This is a genomic window from Bradyrhizobium sp. GW821-FHT12B03 (genome assembly GCF_058807535.1).
Genome location: NZ_JBXAQU010000005.1, coordinates 269,635 through 289,443, shown reverse-complemented (window position 1 = coordinate 289,443; position 19,809 = coordinate 269,635). Strand labels below are relative to the sequence as shown.

Annotated in this window: 19 protein-coding genes; 7 read left to right on the top strand and 12 right to left on the bottom strand. The window is 64.4% G+C overall.

Going from position 1 to position 19,809, the window contains the following annotated elements; translation table 11 throughout:
• Positions 1–142 precede the first annotated feature (142 nt).
• Entirely contained in the window at positions 143–1,231 is a 1,089-nt protein-coding gene (waaF, locus tag AC1RUR_RS12905; RefSeq protein WP_492844441.1) for a lipopolysaccharide heptosyltransferase II, read from the top strand.
• 10 nt (positions 1,232–1,241) lie between these two features.
• On the opposite strand, the gene AC1RUR_RS12900 is transcribed toward waaF, so the two are convergent.
• The 3 genes from AC1RUR_RS12900 to AC1RUR_RS12890 form a co-directional block, all read right to left on the bottom strand.
• Positions 1,242–1,436 carry a type II toxin-antitoxin system HicA family toxin gene (locus tag AC1RUR_RS12900; protein ID WP_492844439.1) on the bottom strand — a complete coding sequence of 65 codons (195 nt, stop codon included), beginning with the start codon at positions 1,434–1,436 and terminating at the stop codon, positions 1,242–1,244.
• The gene (locus AC1RUR_RS12895) at positions 1,433–1,714 is read right to left on the bottom strand and encodes a DUF1902 domain-containing protein (protein ID WP_492844437.1); all 282 of its coding nucleotides are present in this window, start codon (positions 1,712–1,714) and stop codon (positions 1,433–1,435) included. Before AC1RUR_RS12895 ends, AC1RUR_RS12900 begins: the two co-directional genes overlap by 4 nt.
• Before the next feature lie 211 nt (positions 1,715–1,925).
• Positions 1,926–2,963 (bottom strand): glycosyltransferase family 4 protein, encoded by a 1,038-nt coding sequence (locus AC1RUR_RS12890; protein ID WP_492844435.1) that lies wholly within the window; start codon positions 2,961–2,963, stop codon positions 1,926–1,928.
• Between the two features lie 126 nt (positions 2,964–3,089).
• Between AC1RUR_RS12890 and galE the strand changes: the two genes are divergently transcribed.
• From galE to AC1RUR_RS12875, 3 genes are all read left to right on the top strand, one after another.
• On the top strand, positions 3,090–4,103 hold the full coding sequence (galE, locus tag AC1RUR_RS12885) for a UDP-glucose 4-epimerase GalE (RefSeq protein ID WP_492844433.1): 1,014 nt from the start codon (positions 3,090–3,092) through the stop codon (positions 4,101–4,103).
• 119 nt (positions 4,104–4,222) lie between these two features.
• On the top strand, positions 4,223–6,025 hold the full coding sequence (locus AC1RUR_RS12880; protein WP_492844431.1) for an ABC transporter ATP-binding protein: 1,803 nt from the start codon (positions 4,223–4,225) through the stop codon (positions 6,023–6,025).
• Between the two features lie 37 nt (positions 6,026–6,062).
• Complete coding sequence (locus AC1RUR_RS12875) at positions 6,063–6,764, top strand: fumarylacetoacetate hydrolase family protein (RefSeq protein WP_492844429.1); 702 nt, start codon at positions 6,063–6,065, stop codon at positions 6,762–6,764.
• A 66-nt stretch (positions 6,765–6,830) separates the two neighbouring features.
• Here the strand turns inward: AC1RUR_RS12875 and AC1RUR_RS12870 are convergent, their stop codons facing one another.
• The 4 genes from AC1RUR_RS12870 to AC1RUR_RS12855 form a co-directional block, all read right to left on the bottom strand.
• Complete coding sequence (locus AC1RUR_RS12870) at positions 6,831–7,289, bottom strand: YybH family protein (RefSeq protein WP_492844427.1); 459 nt, start codon at positions 7,287–7,289, stop codon at positions 6,831–6,833.
• Positions 7,290–7,300: 11 nt separating this feature from the next.
• The gene (locus AC1RUR_RS12865; protein ID WP_492844425.1) at positions 7,301–8,230 is read right to left on the bottom strand and encodes an aspartyl/asparaginyl beta-hydroxylase domain-containing protein; all 930 of its coding nucleotides are present in this window, start codon (positions 8,228–8,230) and stop codon (positions 7,301–7,303) included.
• A gap of 145 nt (positions 8,231–8,375) precedes the next feature.
• Complete coding sequence (locus tag AC1RUR_RS12860; RefSeq protein ID WP_167768006.1) at positions 8,376–8,531, bottom strand: hypothetical protein; 156 nt, start codon at positions 8,529–8,531, stop codon at positions 8,376–8,378.
• A 143-nt stretch (positions 8,532–8,674) separates the two neighbouring features.
• The gene (locus AC1RUR_RS12855) at positions 8,675–9,598 is read right to left on the bottom strand and encodes a LysR family transcriptional regulator (RefSeq protein WP_492844423.1); all 924 of its coding nucleotides are present in this window, start codon (positions 9,596–9,598) and stop codon (positions 8,675–8,677) included.
• Between the two features lie 214 nt (positions 9,599–9,812).
• On the opposite strand from AC1RUR_RS12855, the gene AC1RUR_RS12850 reads away from it, so the two are divergent.
• Together AC1RUR_RS12850 and AC1RUR_RS12845 are read left to right on the top strand one after the other, a co-directional pair.
• Complete coding sequence (locus tag AC1RUR_RS12850) at positions 9,813–10,523, top strand: SDR family NAD(P)-dependent oxidoreductase (RefSeq protein WP_492844421.1); 711 nt, start codon at positions 9,813–9,815, stop codon at positions 10,521–10,523.
• A gap of 16 nt (positions 10,524–10,539) precedes the next feature.
• Positions 10,540–10,776, top strand: coding sequence for a tautomerase family protein (locus AC1RUR_RS12845; protein WP_492844419.1), 237 nt, complete (start codon positions 10,540–10,542; stop codon positions 10,774–10,776).
• Positions 10,777–10,857: 81 nt separating this feature from the next.
• Here the strand turns inward: AC1RUR_RS12845 and AC1RUR_RS12840 are convergent, their stop codons facing one another.
• The 4 genes from AC1RUR_RS12840 to AC1RUR_RS12825 all read right to left on the bottom strand — a co-directional run bounded on the left by AC1RUR_RS12840 (position 10,858) and on the right by AC1RUR_RS12825 (position 16,628).
• Positions 10,858–12,318, bottom strand: coding sequence for a flavin-containing monooxygenase (locus tag AC1RUR_RS12840; RefSeq protein WP_492844417.1), 1,461 nt, complete (start codon positions 12,316–12,318; stop codon positions 10,858–10,860).
• A 155-nt stretch (positions 12,319–12,473) separates the two neighbouring features.
• A complete protein-coding gene (gene ahcY, locus AC1RUR_RS12835) occupies positions 12,474–13,895 on the bottom strand; it encodes an adenosylhomocysteinase (RefSeq protein ID WP_492844415.1) in 1,422 nt (473 codons plus the stop codon).
• Positions 13,896–14,012: 117 nt separating this feature from the next.
• The gene (gene metK / locus AC1RUR_RS12830; protein ID WP_492844413.1) at positions 14,013–15,209 is read right to left on the bottom strand and encodes a methionine adenosyltransferase; all 1,197 of its coding nucleotides are present in this window, start codon (positions 15,207–15,209) and stop codon (positions 14,013–14,015) included.
• A gap of 63 nt (positions 15,210–15,272) precedes the next feature.
• Positions 15,273–16,628: a hypothetical protein gene (locus tag AC1RUR_RS12825; protein ID WP_492844411.1), complete on the bottom strand. Its 1,356-nt coding sequence runs from the start codon at positions 16,626–16,628 to the stop codon at positions 15,273–15,275.
• Between the two features lie 167 nt (positions 16,629–16,795).
• Between AC1RUR_RS12825 and AC1RUR_RS12820 the strand changes: the two genes are divergently transcribed.
• A complete protein-coding gene (locus tag AC1RUR_RS12820) occupies positions 16,796–18,514 on the top strand; it encodes a caspase family protein (protein WP_492844409.1) in 1,719 nt (572 codons plus the stop codon).
• A 164-nt stretch (positions 18,515–18,678) separates the two neighbouring features.
• Here the strand turns inward: AC1RUR_RS12820 and AC1RUR_RS12815 are convergent, their stop codons facing one another.
• A complete protein-coding gene (locus AC1RUR_RS12815; RefSeq protein ID WP_492844407.1) occupies positions 18,679–19,797 on the bottom strand; it encodes a cobalamin-independent methionine synthase II family protein in 1,119 nt (372 codons plus the stop codon).
• Positions 19,798–19,809: the final 12 nt, after the last annotated feature.

Below are 19,809 nucleotides of genomic sequence, written 5' to 3'. Positions count from 1 at the left end.
AATTTTGCGGCCCGATCCTGCCGTAGCGCATGATCCGCCAAAGTGTAAGCGGTTTTGGGATCGGCCCTCAGCCGGCTTTACCTGCCGGCCGGGAGCGGCTAACCGAACCGCCAGATCAGCTCGCCTTCGGTCCTATTAACGAATGAATCAAGATTCGCAATTTAGTGGAAGCACAGATCGGAGCGACACCCGCCCGATCCTGATCGTCCCCTACATGTGGATCGGCGATTTCGTCCGGAATCACACTGTTGTCCGGGTCCTGAAGGAGCGCTGGCCGAACCGTCCGGTCGATCTGCTGACCACCTCCTTGTGCGCCCCGCTGGTCGATTACATGCCCGGCGTGCGCGCTGGCATCGTCTGGGACCTGCCGCGCAGCCGGCTCGCCGTAGGCCGCCAGCTCGGCCTGGCAAAGCTCCTGCGCGAGCGGAACTACGGCACCGCCCTGGTGCTGCCCCGGACCTGGAAGGCCGCCATTGCGCCCGCGCTGGCCGGCATCCCCGAACGGGTCGGCTTCGTCGGCGAATTCAGGTTCGGCCTGCTCAACCGCTGGCGCTGGGGCGAGAAAAAGCTGCCCCGCTTCATCGACAAGAACGCCGCGCTGGCCCAGCCCGACGGCGCCCCCCTGCCCCCGGAATGGCCGGTGCCGCAATTGCGGGTCCCGGCCGAGGACATCGTCCGCTGGCGGCAGGCCAACGGCCTCAGCGCCGGGACGGCGGTGGCGCTGGCCCCCGGCTCGGTCGGCGTCTCCAAGCGCTGGACCTATTATCCGGAGGCCGCCCGCCTGCTGGTCGCACGCGGGCTGGAGGTCTGGGTGGTCGGCGGCCCCGCCGAAAAGGGCCTCGCCCAGGAGATCGTCGCGGCCGGCGGCCCCGGGACCGCTGGCGGCCCTGGGGTGCGGGACCTGACCGGCAACGATCTGCGCAACGGCGTACTGGCCATGGCCGCAGCCGGCGTTGCCATCTCCAACGATTCCGGCCTGATGCACATTGCGGCTGCCCTCGGCACGCCGACCATGGGCATCTTCGGCCCGACCAGCCCCTACCTCTGGGCCCCCCTCAACGGCCTTGCCGCCACCGTGGTCCAGGACAAGAGCGTGCTCTCCTGCCAGCCCTGCCAGAGCACGATCTGCAAGATGAACGACCACCGCTGCATGCGGGACATCGCGGCGAGCGAAGTGGTGGGGATTGCGGAGAGGGTGCTGGGGGAAGCGGGGGCGAGGGCCGGGAGCTAGCCGTCGCCCGTCAGAAATACTTTGGTAGTCCAGCCTGTTTCAGAACCGCATTCGCGGTGTGCCGCGATTTGATGTTGTTATCGACAGTGAAGCGGATACCCGAAATTGGGCTCTGCCAGATCTCGTGATCGCCACGACCTTGCCGGACAAAAAAGCATCCCGCCTCCTCCAGAATTCGTTTCAATTCCGGAGTGAAGCTGTTCATGCAGCTTCTTCTGCTGAGCCGATCTTGATTCGCTTGGAGAAGCTCGCGATCACCTCGACAGGGACCTCGTACCCTTCGGCAGCAGCGTCTTCTTCCAACAGATCGCGAATGAGGCCGGGCAATTTGGCATCGAGTTCGTCGAGGCTAGCAGCCTCCGTGACAAGGCCCGGGAGGTCCGAGCTCTCGGCAGTCCACACCGATGCTTCGATATCCCAAGTCGCCCTAACGACGATGAGATGGCCCGTTTTCGGCGTTCCTCCTGCGGCGATTTCCGTCATCCGAACAGTCCTCATTGGCCATCGCAACCGCACAGCAAGCCGAGCGCGGCGATGATGGAAGTCTAGACCTGTTTTGCCCGACGTGTCAAACACACTTCGTAAAATCCGCAAATCATTACCCTCTGCTGCCAAGCCTTTGATTTCACTATCGCCGGCTACTGTGCATGGGGTTGTTTTCGCCGTTCTTGTTCTCGTCCGCCGAAAGCGCAGCTCAAAGCAGCGGCCGATAGACCTCGCCAATCCGTGCCGCTTCGGCATCGAGGCTGAACTGCGCGAGCACTCGCGCGCGTCCGCGCTCGCCCATCGCCGTTGCCGCAGCCACATCGCGCATCAGCGGCTCCAGCGCCGCGGCAAGAGCATCCGCATCACCCGTCGGGATCAGCACGCCGGTCACCCCATCCTCGACCACGAGCTCGGCCGCGCCGGCGCGCGCGGCGACGAGCGCGCTGCCGGCCGCCATCGCCTCGATCAGCGTCAGGCCAAAGCCTTCGTTGCGCGAGGTGAAGGCATAGATCGTCAGCCGCTGATACCAGCGCTGCACATCTTCGATCGGCAACTCGCCGGTGATGACGATGCGCGCTTGCAGGCCGGCCGCCTCGATCCGCTTCTTCAGGTCGCTCGCGAAGGACGCCTGCTCCGGCGTGACCTGACCGACGATGATTGCGGTGAAGTCGGGATAGCGCGGCAACAACCGGCACATCGCATCGACGAACACGTCGGTGCCCTTCTGCGCACGCACACGGCCGAAGCAGCCGATGGCGTAGCGGCCCGGCAGCGCGGCTTCCGCGAAGGCAGCCATGCGATCGATCGGCGGCGCATAGACGTCCGTGTCGACCCCATGCGGGATGACGGTGGCCTTCACCTTCAGGAACGAGGCCGAGATATCCGACGTCGCGATGATCGCGTCCATGCGCCGGATCAGCCAGCGCGTGATCCAGCTGTGATGCCGCTGCGCCGCCGAGGTGAAGACCAGCTTGAGCGGCCAGCCGAGCGCGCGCAGCACGACGCCTGCGATCATCTCGTTGTTGCGGCGCGCATGCCAGATCAGCGGCGCCTTGCGCCGCCACAGCTTGAGGAAATCGGCCACGCTCAGCCGCGCGATTCCCTCCGGCGCGTCGGAGCCGAACCACGCCGCGCGGTACAGCCTTGCCAGCCGCGGCGCGACCATCCGGTTGGTCGCGGTGACCCCGGAATAGCGCCTGTGCAGATTTGGCACGATCACTTGCAGATCGTCCGGGGAGTTCGCCACGTCACGCTCCGTTTACCAGGCCCCCTATACGCAACATTAAGCATAGTGACCAGTTCAGCCGCGCCGATACCCCCTCTTCACCACGCAAACGCTAGCATCCTGCGTTGATCGAAGACGGGTGAGATCATGACTGTGCTAGTCACCGGCGGCGCCGGCTATATCGGAAGTCACACGGTTCTGGCGCTGGCGGAAGCCGGCGAGGACGTCGTCGTGATCGACGATCTCTCGACCGGTTTCTCGGCTTACCTGCCCGAAGGCGTGCCGCTGTTCATTGGCGATGCCGGCGACGAGAATCTGCTCGAGGGCGTGATCGCCCAGCACAACATCGAGAGCATCATCCATTTCGCGGGCTCGGTGGTCGTGCCGGATTCGATGCGCGATCCGCTCGGCTATTACCGCAACAATTTCACGACCGCGCGCAACCTGCTCAACGTCGCGGTGAAGCGCGGCATCGGCCGCTTCATCTTCTCCTCGACCGCCGCCGTCTACGGCAATCCGGACCAGGTGCCGGTGCCCGAGCACGCGCCGACGCGGCCGCTGTCGCCCTACGGCTCCTCGAAGCTGATGACCGAGATCATGCTGCACGACGTCGCCGCCGCCTACGGCATGCAATACGTGACCCTGCGCTATTTCAACGTCGCCGGCGCCGATCCGCAGGCGCGCATTGGCCTTGCCACCGTCGGCGCCACGCATCTGCTCAAGATCGCAGTGGAAGCCGCAACCGGCCAGCGCGCCAAGATCGACGTGTTCGGCACCGACTATCCGACCCCGGACGGCAGCTGCATCCGCGACTTCATCCACGTCACGGACCTGTCGCAGGCGCACCGTTCGGCGCTGGCTTACCTGCGCAACGGCGGCGCCTCGATCACGCTGAATTGCGGCTATGGCCGCGGCTATTCGGTGCTCGAGACCATCGACGCCGTGCGCCGGGTTTCGGGCCGCAGCTTCGCCGTCCAGTACGCCCCGCGCCGGCCCGGCGACATCATGACCATGGTCGCCGACACCAGCCGCATCCGCGGCCTGCTCGACTGGAAGCCGCAATACGACGACCTCGAGACCATCGCAGCCCACGCGCTGGCCTGGGAGGACAAGCTGTTCCGCGAGCGCCATGGCGAGCTCCGCCACGCCGCCTCGGCCTAGAACCCGTCCAGACGCAAGCTCTTAATTGGGCTTGAAAAGCGTAGCTTTAGCGGGCACAGAGGCCCTTCGATCCCTGACGCGCGGGCAGGCTTTTTTCCTGTGCCGTCAATGGACTACGGATGGCCCAGTTTCCAAAGAAAATCACCGACGATCCCTATACGGCAGCGGTCCTGATTCGCCGCCTGGTCACGGAACAGGGGATCGTCTACTGGCGGCGTTACCTCGTCGCCTTCGCGCTGATGGCGCTTGCCGCCGGATCGACCGCGGGCGCGACCTACGTGCTCGGCCAGGTCATCAACCAGGCCTATGTCGACAAGAACATCCCGGGCATCGCGATGTTCTCGGGCATCACGGTGATCCTGCTGTTCATCAAGGGCGTGGCGACCTACGGCCACATGGTGATCCTGACCAAGATCAGCAACGCGATCCTCGCCACCAACCAGCGCCAGCTGTTCGCCAAGCTGATGCGCGAGAGCATCGGCTTCTTCTCCGAGCGGCATTCGTCCGAATTCCTGGCGCGGCTGACGGCCGGCGCCAAGTCGATCACCGACGTCCTCAACATGCTGGTCAACGCCATCGGGCGCGACCTCCTGATGCTGCTCGCCATGGTCGGCGTGATGGTGTGGCAAGATCCGCTGATGTCGTTCATCGGCCTCGTCGCGGTGCCGCCGGCGATGCTGGTGCTGCGCAAGCTGGTCAAGCGCATCAAGGGGCTCGCCTTCAACCAGTTCACCGGTACCGCCGACATCATGGAGACGATGCAGGAATCGCTGCAAGGCATCCGCACCGTCAAGGCCTTCACGCTCGAAGAGACCATGCAGAAGCGCATCGACGAGAACATCGCGATCGTCGAGCGCAACGCCAACAAGATGGCCCGCGTCGCCAACCGCTCCAATCCGCTGATGGAGATGCTCGGCGGCTTCGCGGTCGCCGGCTGCTTGCTCTATGGCGGCTACAGCGTGGTCGCGCTCAACGCCACGCCCGGCGCGTTCTTCTCCTTCATGACCGCCTTCCTGATGGCGACCGAGCCGGCCAAGCGGCTGGCGCGGCTCAACATCGATCTCAACAGCCAACTCGTCGGCGCCCGCATGCTGCTCGAGATCATCGACAGCCCGGCGAGCGAGCATTCCGACGACGACAAGCCGGCTCTGAAGCTGTCGGACGCGCGGATCGAGCTCAACGACGTCAGCTTCTCCTATCGCGCCAATGAGACCGTGCTCAACCGCATGAGCTTTGTTGCCGAGCCCGGCAAGGTCACCGCGCTGGTCGGCCCCTCCGGCGGCGGCAAGTCGACCGTGCTGGCGCTGCTCTTGCGCTTCTACGAGGTGACGCAAGGCGACATCGTGATCGACGGCCAGTCGATCAGCGCGGTCTCGCGCAAATCGCTGCGGGCGCAGACCGCCTATGTCGGCCAGGACGTCTATCTGTTCCGCGACACCATCCGCAACAACATCGCCTTCGGCAAGCCGGGCGCGACCGAAGACCAGATCATCGACGCCGCCAAGGCCGCCTGCGCGCATGATTTCATCATGGGCTTCCCGCTCGGCTACGACACGCCGGTCGGCGAGCACGGCACGCAGCTCTCCGGCGGCCAGCGCCAGCGCATCGCGGTGGCGCGCGCGCTGATCAAGAACGCGCCGATCATCCTCCTGGACGAAGCCACCGCCGCACTCGATTCCGAGTCGGAGAGGCAGGTGCAGGAGGCGATCGAGCATCTCTGCCAGAACCGCACCACCATCGTGATCGCGCACCGCCTGCACACCATCATGCACGCAGACAGCATCCTGGTGGTCGAGGGCGGCGAGATCGTCGAGCGGGGCCGACACGACGAGCTCTTGCGCCGCTCGGGCCGCTACGCCTCGTTCTTCCGTCTGCAACATCACGACGCCGGCACTCTGGCGCCGATCAGCGCAACCGCATAGACTTCCTCATCATCCCCAAGAGCCGCGAGATCGCTCCATGAACGCCGCCTCCTACGTCATCCCGCTTCCGCCACAGGCCTCACTTCCCGTCGTCGGGGAAAGCGGCCGTTATCCGGTGCGCCGCATCTGGTGCGTCGGCCGCAACTATCTCGAGCACATCCGCGAGATGGGCAATGACGAGCGCGCGCCGCCGTTCTTCTTCGCCAAGCACGCCGACATGCTGGTGCCCGATGGCGCCACCATTCCCTATCCGCCGCTGACCAAGGATCTGCATCACGAGGTCGAGCTGATCGTGGCAATGAAGAGCGGCGGCCTGAACATCCCCGCCGACAAGGCGCTCGATCATGTCTACGGCTACGCCGTCGGCATCGACCTCACCCGCCGCGACCTCCAGATCGCCTCGCGCAAGAAGGAGCGTCCCTGGGAGATCGGCAAGTCGTTCGACTATTCCGCGCCCTGCTCCGCGGTGCAGCCGGCATCGAAGATCGGCCATCCCGCCAAGGGCAAGATCTGGCTCACGGTCAACGGCAAGGAAGCGCAGAAGGGCGACCTCACCGAGCTGATCTGGAACGTGCCTGAAATCATCTGGCAGCTCTCGCAGCAGGTGAAGCTCGCCGCCGGCGACATCATCATGACGGGCACGCCGGCCGGCGTGTCGCAGCTCCAGCCCGGCGACAAGCTCGAATGCGGCGTCGACGGCGTCGGCACGCTGAAGGTGTCGATCGGCCAGCCGGAATAGCCTGCGCGACATCGCGAAATCAAAAGGCCCCGGACATGTCCGGGGCCTTTTCTATTCAGATCGCAGTTACCACGCCTTCACCGGCCGATTGGCGTGGCTCACCTGCGGCACACCGCGATTGAGCGACATGTGCGAATGCACGCACAGCCAACCGTCGCCATCTCTCGAAAACACCATCGTCGCCCGGCCCGGACGCGGAAACACGCCGCCATCGGGATGATAGCCCGTGCTCGTCCACGGCGCGATCACGGTTGCCATCGTGCCATCGGGGGACGCCAGGACCGAGGTCTGATCGAGCACGAAGCGGAAGTCGGTCGTCTTCGGCCAGACGTTGTCCCATTGCGTGGTGACCCATTGGTCGAGGCCCGGGATGACATCGTTGTGCGTGCCGAAGGCAAGCACCTCGGGATGAAACAGCGGCTTCGCCGCAGCGTAGTCGACCTCGCGGACATAGCCCGCAAAGGTTTCCAGCCACTGGCGGAAGAACTGCGTGATCTCGGTGTTGGCGGTCGGCATGGAGGACATTCGCACCTGCTTCATCGCAACGCCGACATCACGATCAGGCCCAGGATTAGCGCCGTCACCGAGTATTTCAGCGTGTAGTAGACGTTGCGGTTCCACTCCTTGACCTTGCGGCTGGCGAGATGGATCTCGTAGAGCTTGCCGAACACCTTGTTGAGCACGCCGACGCTCTCGCCGTCGACATTCTGGGTCGCCGACGCCTTGACGATGTGATGGCTGACCCAGCGGTTGATCGCGGTCATGAAGCCGAACTTCATCGGGCGCTCGACGTCGCAGAACAGGATGATGCGGTTGACGTCGGTCGCGTTCTCGGCGCTGTGGATGAAGGTCTCGTCGAACATGAAGGCCTCGCCGTCACGCCAGACGCATTCGACGCCGTCGACCAGGATGCGGCACTTGTTCGAATTCGGCGTGACGAGGCCGAGGTGATAGCGCAGCGAGCCGGCGAAGGGATCGCGGTGTGCGCCCAGCTTGCCGCCGGGCGGCAGCATCGCGAACATCGCGCCATGCACGCTCGGAATCGAGTTGAGCAGCTCCACCGTCTTCGGGCATAGCGTGCGCGCCGACGGCAGGAAGTCGTCGTACCATTTCAGGTAAAACCGTTTCCAGCCGCTCTTGAAGAACGAGTAGAAGCCCCAGTCGTTGTTTTTCGCAGCCGCGCGAATGAAGCCTTCGTCGAACAGGCGCACGGCCTCGTCGCGGATGGTCTCCCAATTCTCGCTGAGAGGTTTCAGCTCGGGGAACTGCTCGACCGGGATCACCGGCTTGTTCGGCACAGCCGAGCCCGCATACATCAGCACGTTGTAGGGAGCGAGATAGGTCGAGTGATCGCCAAGCTGGCGCGCGAAGCGCAGCCGCTGCTTGCCGCGGAAGTGAACGTAAATCGTCGATGCCGCAAGCACATATAAAATGACAAGTTGCGGCGCAAAAAGCTGTTTCAGCATTTCCCCAAGTTCCCGAGTGACCCAGCCGGGGACGTCATCTACTCCGAGCCGGCCCGACCGGCAAGATATTCACCGGTGGGTTGCAATCACTCTGGGGAGGGCGGCGGTACGGAACCCGGGAGGGGACTGGCCAAAACGAGCCGGATCACACCCGCGACAGCGCCTGGAGACCCTTGAAGGTCAGGCGCTTGGGGTCGGTGACGCCGGCAAGATAAAGCCGGCGGATGAAGGCGATGACGGCGTCGCGGTCGCAATCGGTCAGCGCGACGACGGCGTCGACCGCGATCTTCTGGGCTTCCATTGGGCTCACCTCGGCCTTGCGAGTAACCCGGCCGAGACAGGCTAGGACTCACCGGTTAATCCGGCGTTAACCGTTCGGGCAGCATGGCCGATTCAGCCCAAGACCCGTATACGCAAAACAACGCATTGCGGGGGCGCGGCGGATCAGCGGGCACTGATGCTCTTGTTCAATAGCGCAAACTGCTTTTTCAGCCGGGGCACCGCAAAGTCGGTGAATGCCCGCACCTTGGGCACCGAAAGCCGGCCCTGTGGGCAGATCAAATGCGCGGGCATCTCGGGATCCCGGTCGGCGGCCAGCACGATCTCGAGCTCGCCGCGCCCAACCTGCTCGGCCACCTGGTACGAATACATCCGCGCCACGCCGCGCCCGGCGACCGCGGACGCCACCGCCGCATAGGTGCTGTTGACGACGAGGCGCGGCGTGAACTGGACCGTGCGCGGCGCTGAAGAGCCCGCCTGTGGCGCGAAGGTCCAGAAATTGGGCAGATGCGCCATCGCCACGATCTGATGCTTGGCGAGATCGCCGGGCTCGGTAATGCGCGGATGCTGCTTCAGGTAGCGCGGAGCTGCCACCACGACGCGGCTGATCACGCCGACCCGCATCGCCACCATCGCCGAATCCACGAGAGGGCCGATGCGAAGCGCAACGTCGATGCCCTCTTCGATCAAGTTGACCGCGCGGTCGAACAACAAAAGCTTCGCCGATACGGTCGGGTAGGCGTCGAGAAACGCATCGAGGATCGGCCGCAGCACCATCTCGCCCGAGACCACCGGCGCCGTGATCGTGAGCAGGCCACGCGGCGCCGTGCGCGGTCCAGCCGCGACATCATCGGCCTCTTCCAACTCGGCGAGCACCCGGCGACAGATAACAACATAGCGCTCGCCCTCCTCGCTCAGCTTGATCGCGCGCGTCGTCCGGTGCAGCAGCTCGACGCCGACGCGCTCCTCCAGGAAGGCGATGGCGCGGCTCACCGCCGCCGGTGAACGGCCGAGCTTGCGCCCCGCGGCCGCGAGGCTGCCCTCGTTCACCGCAAGGACGAACACCTTCATCGCATCCAGACGATCCATGTCCTTCCCGCCGCCCCCGGAGATTCCGACTGAAAGCTAGGCGTTCGCGCCGGCCGCCACAACCGCCGCCGGGCGCCGATCCGGCATTCGTTCGCGCCGCGAAAGAGTGTCTGCCGGGCAGCGCGTATTCGCAGCCGGGCCGCCGCGACGTACCTCAACGGACAAGCCAGCCACTGCTGGCGCAAGTTCTGAAGGTCAACAACAGGAGCCTGTCATGGGTATCGAGCAAAAGGTCGCCATCATCACCGGTGCATCGCAGGGCATCGGCGCCGCCCTGGTCCGGGGTTTTCGCGATCGCAACTATCGCGTCGTCGCAACGGCGCGCTCCATCAAGCCGTCCGGCGACGACGACATCCTCGCCGTTCCCGGCGACATCGCCGACCGGGCCACCGCGGAGCGCGTGGTCTCGCAAGGGATCGTCCGCTTCGGCCGCGTCGACACCCTGGTCAACAATGCCGGCATCTTCGTCGCAAAGCCGTTCACGCAGTACACGGCCGAGGATTACGCGGCGGTGATGGGCACCAACGTCGCCGGCTTCTTCAACATTGCTCAGCTCGCCATCGCCGAGATGGAGAAGCAGGGTTCCGGCCACGTCGTGCAGATCACCACCACCCTGGCCGATCAGGCCAATTCGAACGTGCCCTCGGTGCTGGCGTCGCTGAGCAAGGGCGGCCTCAACGCCGCGACCAGATCGCTCGCGATCGAATATGCCAAGCGCGGCATCCGCGTGAACGCCGTGGCGCCCGGCGTCATCAAGTCGCCGATGCACCCGGTCGCGACGCATGCCCAGCTCGGCGCGCTGCATCCGGTCGGCCACATGGGCGAGATGTCCGACATCGTCGATGCCGTGCTCTATCTCGAGCATGCCCCCTTCGTCACCGGCGAGATCCTGCATGTCGACGGCGGCCAGAGCGCCGGCCACTGAGCTGAGGAGAAACACGATGCCCATCGTCACCATTCAAGTGACCCGCGAGGGAACGACGCCGGGAACGGCGTCGCTCACGGCGGAAGAGAAGGCTGCGCTGATCAAGGGATCGAGCCAGCTCCTGCTCGACGTGCTCGGCAAGCCGCTCGATTCGACCTTCGTCGTGATCGAGGAAGTCGACACCGACAATTGGGGTTGGGGCGGCCTTCCCGTACCGGAATTCCGGCGCCGCCGCGCCGCTCAGACCGGATGATCCGTGCGTGAGCACGCGCGCAAGATCCGTCTTGCGCCAGCGCTCACCACGCGCAAAGCCAAGCCACAAACGGCGGCGCGATCAGGAATACTGCATCACGCCGTCGTCGATCTTGCCGAAGCGCAAGGAGACGATGTCGAGCGCGTAGTTCTGGTACAGCCGCCACGGCTGCTTCGAACCCTGCTTCGGCATTTTTGCCACCGAGCGCTGCACATAGCCCGAGGTGAAATCGAGCGACGGCTGCGCGGTGATGGAGGGGTCGTCATTGTGCGGCATGCACTGCCGGAAATTGTGCCGGTCCATGTAGTTGATGAGCCGGCAGACATATTCGCAGGTGAGATCGCATTTCAGCGTCCAGGACGCATTGGTGTAGCCGAAGGCCGACGCCATGTTCGGCACGTCGGCATACATCATGCCCTTGTAGGTCAGCGTGTTGGCGAAATCGACGGCGCGGCCGTCGACGCTGACATCGAGACCGCCGACGACCTGGAGCACCAGCCCTGTCGCCGTCACAATGATGTCGGCCGCAAGCTCGCTGCCGTCCTTCAGGCGGATACCGTCGCGGGTGAATGTGTCGATCTCATTGGTGACGACGGAGGCGCGCTGCTCGCGGATCGCCTTGAAGAGGTCGCCATCGGGCACGAGGCACAGCCGCTGGTCCCAGGGATTGTAGCGCGGCGTGAAGTGGGTCGCGATATCGTAGTCGGGCCCCAGCGCCATGCGGACGCCACCGAGGATCAGGTTCTTCACCTTGTCCGGGCGCCGCCGGCTGAGCTGGAAGAAGAACATCCCCCACATCACGTTGCGCCAGCGGATCAGATGATAGGCAAGTTGCGCAGGAAGATTGCGACGCAATTTGTTGGCGAACGGATCCTGCGCCGGGCGCGACACCACATAGGTCGGCGAGCGCTGGAGCATGGTGACCTGCGCCGCCGTCTTGGCGAGCTCCGGCACCAGCGTCACCGCGGTCGCGCCCGAGCCGATCACGACGACGCGCTTGCCCGCGTAGTCGATGTCCTCGGTCCATTTCTGCGGATGCACGATGCGGCCGGCGAAATCCGCGACGCCCTTGAACTCCGGTGTATAGCCCGCCTCGTATTTGTAATAGCCCGAGCACATGAACAGGAAATTGCAGGTGAAGCGCACGAACTCGGTCGCGCCCTCACCGGTGATGCACTCGGCCTCGACGGACCAGCGCGCCTCCGGCGTCGACCACGCCGCGCGCCTGACGCGATGGCGGAAGCGGATGTGCTTCTCGATGCCGTGCTCGGTCGCGGTCTCGCGGACGTAGTTCAGGATCCGTGGCCCGTCCGCGATCGCCTTCGGCTCGGTCCACGGCTTGAACGAATAGCCGAGCGTAAACATGTCGCTGTCGGAACGGATGCCGGGGTAGCGAAACAGATCCCAGGTCCCGCCGATACAGTCCCGCCCCTCCAGGATGACGTAGCTCTTGGTCGGGCACTTGCTCTGGAGATGATAGCCGGCGCCGATGCCTGATAGCCCAGCACCGACGATGAGGACGTCGAAATGTTCTTGTTGCATTGTTTCCTCCGCCGGGGAGGATTGTCGGGCCCGCGGCCGCGGGCGTCAATCACCAATCGGGCCTGCTACAACTGGAAGGAGAACCCTTCGCTTCCGGCCCACAAACGAAAAGCCCCGGATTGCTCCGGGGCTTCCGATGTTTCGATGCGCTCGGATCAGTACCGGTAGTGATCCGACTTGAACGGACCTTCCTGCTTCACGCCGATGTAGTCGGCCTGGTCCTTGCGCAGCTCGGTGAGCTTGACGCCGATCTTGGCGAGGTGCAGGCGCGCGACCTTCTCGTCCAGCGACTTCGGCAGCACGTAGACTTCCTTCTTGTACTTGCCGTCCTTGTTGTTGGCGAACAGCTCGATCTGCGCCAGCGTCTGGTTGGTGAAGGATGCCGACATCACGAAGGACGGATGGCCCATCGCGTTGCCGAGGTTCACGAGGCGCCCCTCGGACAGCATGATGATGCGGTGCTTGTCGGGGAATTCGATCTCGTCGACCTGCGGCTTGATGTTGGTCCACTTCAGGTTGCGCAGACCAGCGATCTGGATCTCGTTGTCGAAATGGCCGATGTTGCAGACGATGGCGCGATCCTTCATCGCGCGCATGTGCTCGATGGTGATGATGTCCTTGTTGCCGGTCGCGGTAACGAAGATGTCGGCGCGCGGGGCGGCGTCTTCCATGGTCACGACCTCGTAGCCCTCCATCGCGGCCTGCAGCGCGCAGATCGGATCGATCTCGGAGACCATGACGCGGCAGCCGGCCTGGCGCAGAGACGCGGCCGAACCCTTGCCGACGTCGCCGAAGCCCGCGACCATCGCGACCTTGCCCGACATCATCACGTCGGTGCCACGGCGGATGCCGTCGACCAGCGATTCACGGCAGCCATAGAGGTTGTCGAACTTCGACTTGGTGACGCTGTCGTTGACGTTGATCGCCGGCCACAGCAGCGTGCCGGCCTTCTGCATGTCATAGAGACGATGCACGCCCGTGGTGGTCTCTTCGGAAACGCCCTTGATGCTCTTGGCGATCTCGGCGAAGTAGCCCTTCGGCTTTTCCTTGAGCTGCTTCTTCAGAAGCGCGAAGAAGACTTCCTCTTCCTCGGAGCCGGGCTTGTCGAGGAAGGCCGTGTCGCCATTCTCGGCGCGCAGACCGAGATGGACATACATGGTGGCGTCACCGCCGTCATCGAGGATCATGTTCGGATGACCACCGCCGTGCCAGTCGAACAGCTTTGCGGTGTAGTCCCAGTAATCTTTCAGCGTCTCGCCCTTGACTGCGAACACCGGAATGCCGGCGGCGGCGATCGCCGCGGCGGCGTGGTCCTGCGTCGAATAGATGTTGCAGGAGACCCAGCGAATGTCGGCGCCGAGTGCGGCCAGCGTCTCGATCAGCACGCCGGTCTGGATCGTCATGTGCAGGGAGCCTGCGATACGCGCGCCCTTCAGCGGCTGCTTCGGGCCGTACTCCTCGCGGGTGGCCATCAGGCCGGGCATCTCGGTCTCGGCGAGCGAGAGTTCCTTGCGGCCGAAATCGGCGAGCGAAATGTCCTTGACGATGTAATCGGTGAAGCCGGGCTTCGCGTTCATTGCGAGTGTCCTGTTGTTGAACGGGCATTCCGGGACACCTCGAAGAGGTGCCCCGGAATCGCGACGTGTGGATTTAAGGATTCCGGATTCGCGAGAACCCGGAATGACGCATGAAAATCAGAGCGCGCGCTTGAGCGGCTCGACGAGGTCGGTCTTCTCCCAGGAGAAGCCGCCTTCGTTGTCCGGCGTGCGGCCGAAATGGCCGTAGGCCGAGGTGCGCGCGTAGATCGGACGGTTGAGGTCGAGATGGGAGCGGATGCCGCGCGGGGTGAGGTCCATCGCCTTGGCGGCAGCCTTCTCGAGCTGATCCTCCGACACCTTACCGGTGCCGTGGGTGTCGATGTAGATCGACAGCGGACGCGCCACGCCGATCGCGTAGGCAAGCTGAAGCGTACAGCGATCGGCAAGACCGGCGGCAACGATGTTCTTGGCGACGTAGCGCGCAGCGTAGGCAGCCGAACGGTCGACCTTGGTCGGGTCCTTGCCGGAGAACGCACCGCCGCCATGCGGGGCCGCGCCACCGTAGGTGTCGACGATGATCTTGCGGCCGGTGAGACCGGTGTCGCCGTCAGGACCGCCGATGAAGAACTTGCCGGTCGGGTTGATGTGCCAGATGGTCTTCGGCGTGATCCAGTCCTTCGGCAGCGCCTCGCGCACATAGGGCTCGACGATGTCGCGGATCTGCTTGGACGAGATGTCCTCGACCAGGTGCTGGTGCGACACCACGATCTCGCGCACGGCAACCGGCTTGCCGTTCTCGTACTGCACGGTGACCTGGCTCTTGGAGTCGGGGCCGAGCACCTTCTCCTTGCCGGAGTGGCGGGCTTCGGAGATCAGGCGGAGGATCTTGTGGGCGTAGAAGATCGGCGCCGGCATCAGATCGGGCGTCTCGTTGGTGGCGTAACCGAACATGATGCCCTGGTCGCCAGCGCCCTCCTCCTTGACCTCGCCCGGCTGCAGCGCGTCGACGCCTTGGGCGATGTCGGCCGACTGCGGATGCAGCAGGATCTCGATGTCGGCCTTCTGCCAGTGGAAGCCGTCCTGCTCGTAGCCAATGTCCTTGATCGCGGCGCGCACGACGCTCTCGATCTGCTCGTTGGTGACGGAAGCGGGACCGCGGGTCTCACCCGCAATCACCACCTTGTTGGTGGTCGCGAGCGTTTCGCAGGCGGCGCGGATCTGCCAGGGATCGATACCCGCCTTGGGCCCCTCGCGGTAGAACAGATCGACGATCTCGTCGGAGATCCGGTCGCAGACCTTGTCCGGATGGCCCTCGGAGACGGACTCGCTGGTGAAGAGATAGGACGCGCGCATCAAGTAACCCCTTGTTCCGCCACTCGACGGCGGTTCGTTTGCGATGTTTACCTTCGGATTATGTCAATCACGCCGGCGCGAGATGACGTAGGATTCATCAAGAAACCAGAGCCCGTTGTACTTTCGCAGCACGTCCCTGGCGGCATCCAGAGTGCGGCCGTTTTGAGTCATTTCTGCCAACCGGTCGTCCTCGATCTGAGCGACATACACCGCCGCATTCCACGCTGCAAAGGCCGTCGAGGTTCCGATGGTACCCGTCACCTCGTTGGGCAACGCTTCCATATCATACCTGAAGATCGAACGGTTGTCCGCGTAAGCATTAAAATTTAGGTCGCGGCCCAACGATCCGAGCTCATACTTAACTGCGCGCAATAGCTCATGACGGCTCACCGAGAAAGGATTTTCTCCGGGCCAGATGGCCTGGATCATTTCCATGCCCGGATCCTGGCCGTGGGAGTGGATTCCGATCAGCCGCCCCCCGGGCCGAAGCGCGCGCGCCAGGGGCGCAATGATCCGCTTTGCCCGGAAATTGACCGAGGACAGGGCACGGTAGGGCTGGGATGCAATGACGAGGTCGAAATTGGCTTCGGTCTGGCCCGGCCGTGGAATGGTCGAATCCAGCAGGAACCTGTGGTCCTCGCGATAGAGCACAAGAACAACGGGCCGCTCGTAGAGGGGCATGGCCGTGCGCGGGCTGATCGCGGCACGCCAGTTCTGTTCCAGGAACGGCCGCAGCTCCGCGATCTGCTGCTCGAACTCTCCTGATGAGGTGCCCCGCAGTGGAACCTCGTGCCAGACGGTGGCAGCCGCGGCGGCGGGCGAGGAAGGCGTGAGCCAGGGCGCCTCCGAATAGAACATGTTGGTAAAGACGAACACCGACGCAGGATGCTCGAAAATGCGGTCCGGAACCTTCTCCAACGTCAGGCGCAGGTCTTCGAGGCTGAGCTCCTTGCCGGCGACATAGAACGGCATGTGTGGAAAGCGCTGGTGCGTTGCGCGCAGCACCCGGGCGAGCACCGTGCCGTCGCCGACGCCGGCGTCAAACAGCCGCAGCGCGGGCGGGCGCGGATGAATGGCGGCCAACTCCAGCGCAACCCTGTCCGCAACCACCCGCTTTTCGCTGCAGGTGTGGACGAACAGCAGGTATTTCTGCCGGTTCTCGAAGAAACGGAAATTGCCGCGCGGATCGCGTTTTTCCGGCGGCACCTGAAGACCCCGCGGCGGCGGCAGACCGCCGGTCGTCGAGGCCGCGATATAGGCCTGGATCCGCTCCAGCGTGTCGATGGTGATGCGCTTTCCCTCGCGCAGGCGATGCACCAGCTTCCCATCGTTCACCGCGCGCCGGCCAAACGTCGATTCCGCCATATCCGCCTTGCGGCAGAACTCGGTGATTTGGCTCAGGATTTCGTCGTTTTTCATGAGTGGGAAGTTGGTGGGCAGAAGCGTTGGGTCACGCCCCATAGCAAAATCTGCCCACCAAGGGAATACCCTCGCCTGCCCGACCCCCGCTTTCCGACGATGGGAGCGTGAACCCCGGCGCAACGCCAGGCAACAAACAAGCGCTTCTCCTGTTACGGGACGCCCCCATGCGCCGCCTGCTCGTCGCGTTCTGCCTGCTCACCGCCGCACTGTGGTCGACGTCCGCCTTCGCGCAGGCGCGCAACCGGCTCGGGCCGCTCTGCACCACCGAGACCACGCCGGCCGACCAGATGGTCGACGCCTGCAGCAGGATCATCGCGCTGAAGGTCTTCAAGGGCGAGCAGCTCGCGACCGTCTATTTCTGGCGCGCGGTGGGCTGGAACAAGAAGGGCGACTACGCCAAGGTCATCGCCGATACCACCGAGGCGATCCGGCTCCAGCCGAGCCAGGCGGTCTACAATCTCCGGGGATCGGCCTATTACGACAAGGGCGACTACGACATCGCAATCGCCGATTTCGACGATGCGCTGAAGCTCGGGCCGCCCAGCGGCATCATCTTCCACAACCGCGGCAATGCCTGGCGCGGCAAGGGCGACTACAGCAAGGCGATCTCAGACTACGACATGTCGATCAAATCAGACCCGAGATCGGCGTTCTCGTTCCAGAACCGCGGCATCTCGAAAGAAGCACTCGGCGATCTCGACGGCGCGCTCGCCGACATCAACCAGGCGATCCGGCTCGACCCGACGCTGCCGCAGCCGCTGATCAACCGCACTGCGATCTGGCGCGTCAGGGGCGATCTCGATCGCGCCATCGCCGACGGCAGCGAGGCGATCCGGCTCGCCAGGGAAAAGCCGCCCACCAACATCATGACGCCGCCGAACAGCGTGCTGATCTCGGGTTACACCCATCGTGCGCTGGCCTATGAAGCGAAAGGCGACTACGCCCGCGCCCGCGAGGACTACAAGGCGACTCTGGCGATCGTGGCTTCAGATGCCGGCAGCAAGGCCAACCAGGCGACCGCGAAAGTGCGGCTGTCGCTGGTGACGGATGCAGCGGTGCCGCCCCCGCGCGATGCGCCCCCGCCCACGACGCAGCCGGCGACAGCTCCTGCCCCGCAGCAGACAGGCACGGCCCCCGCGCCTTCACCTGCGCCGGCCATGCGCGGCACGCGCATGGCGCTGATCATCGGCAACGGCGCCTATGCGCATGTGAAGGCGCTGCCCAATCCGCCCAACGATGCGCGCGCGATCGCCAAGAGCCTGCGCGACATCGGCTTCACCGTGTCGGAGGGCGTCGATCTCGACCGCGCGGCGATGCAGAAGATGACGCGCGACTTTTTGCGTGATGCGGCACGGGCGCAAGTTGCCGTGGTCTACTACGCCGGCCATGGCGTACAGGTCGACGGACGCAACTATCTCATTCCCGTCGACGTCGAGCTCAAGCCGGGCACGCGCATGACGGAAGCGATGATCGACATGGACACGATCATGGCCGGCCTCGACGACCAGGTCCGCACCAACATCCTGATCTTCGATGCTTGCCGCAACAATCCGATGGCGCAGCAGGTTGCATCCGCGGGTGTGAACCGCGGCATCGATGGTGCCTCGGGCCTTGCGGCACCGACGAGCTTAGGTGCCGGCGCAACATTGGGCGCGGGCACGCTGATCGCCTTCGCCACCGCGCCGGGCCAGGTCGCACTCGATGGCGAAGGCGCCAACTCGCCGTTCTCGGCCGCGCTGTCCCGCCATATCGGCACGCCGGGCCTCGAGGTGCAGCAGATGCTCACGCGCGTGCGGGCCGAGGTGGTGTCGACCACGAAGAGCAAGCAGGTGCCGTGGTCGAACTCGTCGCTGCTGGGTGAGGTCTATCTGGCGGAGAAGTGAGGCAGTCTCGTGCCCCGGACGCAGCGCAGCGCTTCTTCAGCGGTGCGCTGCAGAGCCCGGGCCCATATTACTGGAGAGCAAATCAAGCGGCATGGGTCCCGGCCCTGCGCAGCAACGCAAGAGCGTTGCAGCGCGTCCGGAGCACTAGTGCGACTAACCAAGCGTCAGTTGCCCCACACTTCCTTCGCGATCTCGACTGCAAGGCTGAGCTTGGCCCACTGCTCTTCCTCGGAGAGGATGTTGCCCTCTTCGGTCGAAGCAAAGCCGCATTGCGGGGAGAGCGCGAGCTGCTCCAGCGGGACGAACTTGGCGGCTTCTTCCAGGCGGCGCTTGATGTCGTCCTTCTTCTCGAGCTCGCCGAACTTCGAGGTGATGACGCCGACCACGACGACCTTGTTGCCCTTGGGCAGGAAGCGCAGCGGCTCGAAGCCACCGGCGCGGTCGCTGTCGTATTCGAGGAAGTAGCCGTCGTAATTGGTGCCGGCAAGCATGGTCTCGGCCACCGGCTCGTAGCCGCCCGAGGAGATCCAGGTCGAACGGAAATTGCCGCGGCAGACGTGGGTCGTCACCACCATGTCGGCGGGCTTCTCGGCCAGCGCGTAGTTGATGATGCGCGCGTAGATCTGCTGCAGGCCGTCCGGATTGTCGCCGCGCTCCCGCGCCTTCTGCAATTCATCCGGCGAGCAGAGATAGGCCCAGACGGTGTCGTCGAACTGGAGATAGCGGCAGCCGGCGTCATAGAACGCCTTGACGGCCTTGCGATAGGTCTTGCCGAGGTCTTCGTAGAACGCGTCGAGATCGGGATAAACGTCCTTGGAGATCGACTTGCGGCCGCCGCGGAAGTGCAGCACGGCCGGCGACGGGATCGTCATCTTGGCGGTGACGTGGGCCTGGTCGGTATACTTCTTCAGGAAGCGGAAATGGTCCAGCATCGGGTGGTCATCGGGAAAGTCGAGCTTGCCGATCACGCGGACAGCGTCGTGACGGGTCTGCACGCCTGCGAACTGGATGCCGGCGTCGGGGTGGAACAGCTCGCAGCCGGTGAGCTTGGCCAGGAAGTCGAAATGCCACCAGGAGCGACGGAATTCGCCGTCGGTCGCGAGCTTCAGCCCCACCGAGGCCTGCTTGTGTACGACCTTCTCGATCTCCATGTCCTCGATCTTGCGCAGATCGTCGGCCGAGATCTCGCCCTTCTCGAGCCTGGTGCGGGCTTCCTTGATCTTGGCCGGACGCAGAAGGCTGCCGACCTCGTCGGCACGGAAGGGGGCTTTGGTTCGCTGCATTCTTGAACTCCC